The 5,312-nt window shown below is 47.0% G+C and carries 6 protein-coding genes; 5 read left to right on the forward strand and 1 reads right to left on the reverse strand.

The window, feature by feature from the left end; translation table 11 throughout:
• Window positions 1-619: 619 nt before the first annotated feature.
• Together ribA and FJZ26_03855 are read left to right on the forward strand one after the other, a co-directional pair.
• Window positions 620-1,300 (forward strand): GTP cyclohydrolase II, encoded by a 681-nt coding sequence (gene ribA / locus FJZ26_03850; protein ID MBM3229540.1) that lies wholly within the window; start codon window positions 620-622, stop codon window positions 1,298-1,300.
• Between the two features lie 14 nt (window positions 1,301-1,314).
• Entirely contained in the window at window positions 1,315-1,983 is a 669-nt protein-coding gene (locus FJZ26_03855) for a hypothetical protein (protein ID MBM3229541.1), read from the forward strand.
• On the opposite strand, the gene FJZ26_03860 is transcribed toward FJZ26_03855, so the two are convergent.
• Window positions 1,980-2,507 (reverse strand): Lrp/AsnC family transcriptional regulator, encoded by a 528-nt coding sequence (locus tag FJZ26_03860; GenBank protein MBM3229542.1) that lies wholly within the window; start codon window positions 2,505-2,507, stop codon window positions 1,980-1,982. The two genes, FJZ26_03855 and FJZ26_03860, sit on opposite strands and share 4 nt — an antisense overlap.
• A 123-nt stretch (window positions 2,508-2,630) precedes the next feature.
• Between FJZ26_03860 and glnA the strand changes: the two genes are divergently transcribed.
• The 3 genes from glnA to FJZ26_03875 all read left to right on the forward strand — a co-directional run bounded on the left by glnA (window position 2,631) and on the right by FJZ26_03875 (window position 5,108).
• Window positions 2,631-3,992, forward strand: a complete 1,362-nt coding sequence (gene glnA, locus FJZ26_03865) for a type I glutamate--ammonia ligase (GenBank protein MBM3229543.1) — start codon at window positions 2,631-2,633, stop codon at window positions 3,990-3,992.
• A gap of 215 nt (window positions 3,993-4,207) precedes the next feature.
• A complete protein-coding gene (locus FJZ26_03870; protein ID MBM3229544.1) occupies window positions 4,208-4,861 on the forward strand; it encodes a hypothetical protein in 654 nt (217 codons plus the stop codon).
• The gene (locus FJZ26_03875) at window positions 4,851-5,108 is read left to right on the forward strand and encodes a hypothetical protein (GenBank protein MBM3229545.1); all 258 of its coding nucleotides are present in this window, start codon (window positions 4,851-4,853) and stop codon (window positions 5,106-5,108) included. Before FJZ26_03870 ends, FJZ26_03875 begins: the two co-directional genes overlap by 11 nt.
• The last annotated feature ends 204 nt before the right edge of the window (window positions 5,109-5,312 follow it).

A 5,312-nucleotide genomic window follows, 5' to 3' on the forward strand; every position in this document is an offset into this window, starting at 1 on the left:
CAAGCAGCCATTTAGGGGCGGCGTACTATGCAGCAGAGGTAGTCATAGCGCAGGGGAGGAACCTCAAAGGTAACGCTTTTGAAATCCTGTTGCAGGCATTTCAAAACGATATAGGGCTTGTAAATAGCGCAATCAAGGGCAACGTGAATCATGGTCAGTCCAAAAAACTTACGGAAATCAAGTACAGCCTGATGGTGAGATGAGCAAGGCATATTGAAAGGGGGTTTGGAAGGCGATTTCCCAAAAGCAACGACCCAAGCCTTATAAATAATCGTGCAACAATGAAATAGACAAAGGCTTAGATAACGTGCCATGATTCAGGTGTTTTATTGGGTTCTAGACCGCGAAAATGGAAGAAAAAGAACAGGATGCGCTGGAAATGGGTCAAAAAGCGCAGGAAACGCTTAAAGAGGAAAATCAAGCGAAGGGTTGGCGAGCTTTAGGCAACAAGCGTGCTACTTTTAAGGCAGGAATGCTTTGCTGGCTAGCCTAAAGACTTGTGAAAGACCGCAGGTTGCCCGTCCGCAGATTCCTGGAATTCGCTGGTATTAGGTTTGGGACTTTGTAGCAGCAAATAAAAACCCAAAAGCACCTAAACAACTTGTTTTGGGGCTAGAATATGGCAGACGTGCAGGAAATTGCAAAGGGATACTACTTCAAGTGCAAGAACAAAAGGCCGCACATTGAGCGGGTGGCGTTTGCTAAGCTTCCAACCAAGTTTGGCAAGTTTACAATCCATGCATTTTGCAACTCCATTGACTGGAAAGAGCATGTTGCAGTTGTCAAGGGGGACGTTGAGGGCCAAAAAGGCGTGCCTGTGCGCGTGCACTCTGAATGCCTCACCGGTGATGTGATTGCGTCCCTCAAGTGCGACTGCCGCAGCCAGCTTGAGGCTGCACTCAAGTTTCTTGGAAGGCAAAAATGCGGGGCGCTTCTTTACATGAGGCAGGAGGGAAGGGGAATCGGACTAATCAACAAGATTAGGGCGTACGAGCTTCAGGACAGGGGACTTGACACCGTGGATGCCAACCTTGCCCTTGGGCTGCCCGAGGACCTGCGCGATTACAGGATTGCGTCTGAAATGATCAAGCTTCTGGGGGTGCGCTCCATAAGACTTATCACAAACAACCCGAAAAAGGCAAGCGAGCTGAAAAAGCACGGCATAAAGGTGAGCGGCAGGATAGGGCTTGTGCTTGCACCGACAAAATACAACCTCAAATACCTGAAGACAAAAAATCAGCGCATGGGGCACAAGATAAGGCTTCCAGGCAAGTTATCCATAAAAACCAAACTTCTTTGAAAGGCGCTTGAAAAATGGCAAAGCAAAAGCTGCCCAAAGTCACAATCTCCTGCGCCATGAGCTTTGACGGGAAATTGGCGGCAAAAGGCAGGAAAATTAGATTCTCTGATGGCGCGGATTGGGAAAGGCAATACATGGAGAGGGGAAGGCACGGCGCACTTTTGATAGGGGTGAACTCGGTTGGCGACCACTCTTATTCTTCAAGGGGATTTGGAAAAGATCCGGTAAAGGTTATTCTTGACTCTTCCCTGAAAACAAAACCCTCCGCAAGGATATTCGGGAAAAAAAGCGAAACAGTGAAAGGCATTGACGCCATAATATTCTATACACACAGGGCAAGCAAAGGAAGAATTGAGGCATATAATAAACTGGGAAGAGCTTGCCTTGTCAATCTTGGCAAGGAGATAAAAGCGAAAAAAGTGCTTGAGGTTCTTGCAAAAAAATTTGGTGTGAAAAGCGTGCTTGTCGAGGGCGGGGGAAAAATAATCCACTCGTTTTTGTCAGCCGGTCTTTTTGACAAAATCATAATGTTTGTAAGCCCCGTTGTACTTGCAGGCAATGGCAAAGAGAGTGTCAAGTTTGCCTCCGGAGGGCTTTTGTGGCCGCCTGCAAGGCTGAAAATTTTGCGCGTTTATAGGCAAGGAATTGGGTACGTTGTTGAGGCAGAAAAAGACAGTTCCTAGACGGGCTCAAACTGCCAGCTTGCCTTGACAACATTGAGGATGACTTGAGTGTTTGTGTGCTGCACATGCTGCAGGTTGAGTATTGATTTAATCAGCTCTGAAAACTGCTTTCTTGACTTTGCGGCGATAATTGAAATGCAGTCGCACTCCCCCGTCACGTCATAGACTGCAACGACACCGGGCAATGTGCTGATTCTTTTCTGGGTTTCTATCAGCTGACCCTTTGTGATGTTCACCTGGACAATTCCAAGAAAATCAAAGCCAAGGGCGGTCAGGTCAACGTTCACCCCAAAGCCCCTTACAATTCCAGCCTTTTCAAGCTTTTCAAGCCTGCTTATCACTGTTGTCGGATGGAGCTGGAGTCTTTGTGCAACCTGCCTGTATGACTGGCGCGAGTTTTTCCTAAGCTCGCCTAGGATTTCTGCGTCTGTTTTGTCAAGGCCAAAGGCGCCTTTTGCAGCCCCGCGTGTCTGAAGCGACATTTGTTCACCAAATAAGCTGTATTTATGTAATAATGTGTTCATTTGAACAAAGAATTTAAAAAGAATTTGCTTGTTTGTCTTGCTTTATGCCAAAAATGTATATATATAACATATTTGCAAGCTTGAGCATATTGAACCGAGTGGGAATTTTGTGGGGTGCATAACGTGCTAGGCGACATACCAAAAGAAGAGATAGGCAGGGTTCTCTCAGATGCCCGCGACAAGGGCGTGCAGTTTGTGGACTTGGAATTCGTTGATATTACTGGAATGCCAAAGATGTGCGAGATAACGGTTGACAGGCTTGAGGATGTCCTTACAACCGGCACCTGGTTTGACGGCTCCTCGATAGAGGGATTTGCGCGCATATCCGAATCCGACATGTTCCTTGTGCCTGACACTACAACCTGGGCGCCGCTTCCCTGGACTGGAAACAAGACTGCAAGAATAATTTGCGACGTTTATGTTGACGAGAAGACTCCTTTTGCAGGCGACCCAAGGCAGGTGCTAAAAAGGCAGCTGAAAAAGGCGTCAGACATGGGATTTGAAATAAAAGTCGGGCCGGAGCTTGAGTTTTTCCTTTTCAAGGGCCCAAATGGGTCCGGGGCAATAGGCGACCTTGCATCAGCGCAGCTTCATGACAATGCCGGCTACTTTGACCTTGCAACCCGTGACGAGGCGGTTGAGCTGAGGCAGGAAATGGTCCCTGCACTTGAAAAAATGGGGATGAAGATAGAGCGAAGCCACCACGAGGTTGCTCAGGGGCAGCATGAAATAGACTTCACGTATGGAAACGCGCTTCCAATAGCGGACGCGGTTCTTACCTACAAGACGACAGTAAAAACGCTTGCAAAAAAATACGGCCTTTTTGCCTCATTCATGCCTAAGCCGCTGTTTGGAATAAACGGCTCTGGCATGCATGTGCACCAGTCGCTTTGGAAGGACGGAAAAAACCTGTTTTACGATGGGAGCAACGAATACTGGCTTTCAAAGACTGCAAAGCACTACATTGCAGGCATCATGGAGCACTGCAGGGGCATAGCTGCAATAACAAATCCCACTGTTAACTCATACAAGAGGCTTGTGCCAGGCTACGAGGCGCCCGTATATATTTGCTGGGGCAGGATAAATCGCTCCGCATTGATAAGGATTCCAAGAAACCTGGTTGGAAAGGAAAAGGGCACAAGAATTGAGTGCAGGTTCCCTGACCCTGCCTGCAACCCTTACCTTGCATTTGCAGCCATGCTTGCAGCAGGCCTGGATGGAATAGAAAGGAAGCTTGAGCCGCCAAATCCGGTTGAAGAGAGAGTTTATGGCTATGAGGCTGACAAGCGAAAGCAGCTAGGCATAGGAACATTGCCATCTTCGCTTGAGGAGGCTACAAAGGAATTCCTAGCCGACAAACTTCTGACAGAGGCAATGGGCAGCCACACGACAGAATACCTTGTCAAAATCCAGCAAAAGGACTGGGATGGTTATAGGACCCAGGTTACAAGTTGGGAAAAAGACAGGTATTTTGGAGTAATCTAAATTCTCTTTTCCTTTAAGCCTGTCCTCAAATTCTTTTTTTCTTCAATATTGCTTACTTTCAGTGCTGCACTTGAAGTTGCATGGGAAAAAAGGCAGGAGACGCAAAATGAGCAAAAATAAGCATTATGTGGTAAAAAGTGAAGATTTATATATTAGTTATGCGCAAAATAAGCCATCTGAAACCTGCCCATTAGGCTATATGATAGGTGATATTTATGAACATTCAAATAAATGTGCAGAGCAAGGCATTTATTGTAGACACAGACAAGCGTGGCAACAGGATACCGCCCTATGAGCTTAAGAAAGTCACTGAAAGAACGCCGCAAAATGTGCAGGATGCACTTAAGATATTCACGCAGCTTGCCCTAAATTCAAGGGTTGGAAACACGCCTTCGGCAAGCACACTTGCAAGGCTTGGGGAAAGGGAAAAAGAGACAAGGAGGGAGCTTGCAGGAAAGCAACTTGCTGAAATAGCAGATGTCAAAAAAAGGCTTGAGACTGCACCAAATCCAAGTGAAATAGCTCTCCCGCAGGCAGGCGTTCTTACCATGATTGCAAAAAAAGCCGCAAGCGAGGAGGTTGCAATCCAGGCCGTTGGCATGCTTGGTGCGCTTGGCAATTTTTCATCACTGTTGTCAATTGCAAAGGAGAAGGGTACTGCGTCGCTTGCCGCAATTGAAGAGATAATGAATCAGACTGAAAACATATTGAAGCGCCATCAGTACCACATACTTTCAGGCATTGGAAATCTTGTAGACGAAAGCGGAAGTGTGATAATCGCCCACATACTCAAATGCCACAGGGATGAGGTGAAAAGCGAGGCAATAGTCGGCAGGATAAATGCAGCGCTAAAGGAGATTGGAGCTTGAGGCATGCAACCAGCTGCTTTCCCTTGCCAAAAGCAACTTGGTTTGCACGCAGGCCGCCTTTGGGCAGCTTCTTGAAAGGGTGCAGGAACTTGCCGACAAAAAGCGCTTTGACATAATGGTGCAGGTAGGAAAACTCGGAAGCGACATGCACAGGCTTGTGCTTCGCCATGTGTTTTGGATAACCCTTGAGAGTGCAAAGGGATTTTACAAATCCAGGATAGAGCAGGCCCTAGGCGAGCTGGAATGAAAAATCAGCTTCAGGAGCAATAACTAGCCTTGCAAAACACCTGCCTTTCTCCCGACCCATTTTGCAGCCAGATAAAGCAACATAATGGGGATGCTCCAGAGAAAGCCAAACACAAGAAATATTGGAAATGCGATTAGCACTAGCACGAAATCATTGACTTTACTGCCGCCTTGCACTATGAAGATTATTGCAGACAGGGCAAGA

It is taken from the genome of Candidatus Parvarchaeota archaeon (assembly GCA_016866895.1).
Lineage (GTDB): Archaea > Micrarchaeota > Micrarchaeia > Anstonellales > VGKX01 > VGKX01.

Bases quoted from the DNA above. Each gene is read 5' to 3' on its own strand.
- ribA (MBM3229540.1), top strand. From the start codon at position 620: ATGGCAGACGTGCAGGAAATTGCAAAGGGATACTACTTCAAGTGCAAG.
- FJZ26_03855 (MBM3229541.1), top strand. From the start codon at position 1,315: ATGGCAAAGCAAAAGCTGCCCAAAGTCACAATCTCCTGCGCCATGAGC.
- FJZ26_03860 (MBM3229542.1), bottom strand. From the start codon at position 2,507: ATGAACACATTATTACATAAATACAGCTTATTTGGTGAACAAATGTCG.
- FJZ26_03870 (MBM3229544.1), top strand. From the start codon at position 4,208: ATGAACATTCAAATAAATGTGCAGAGCAAGGCATTTATTGTAGACACA.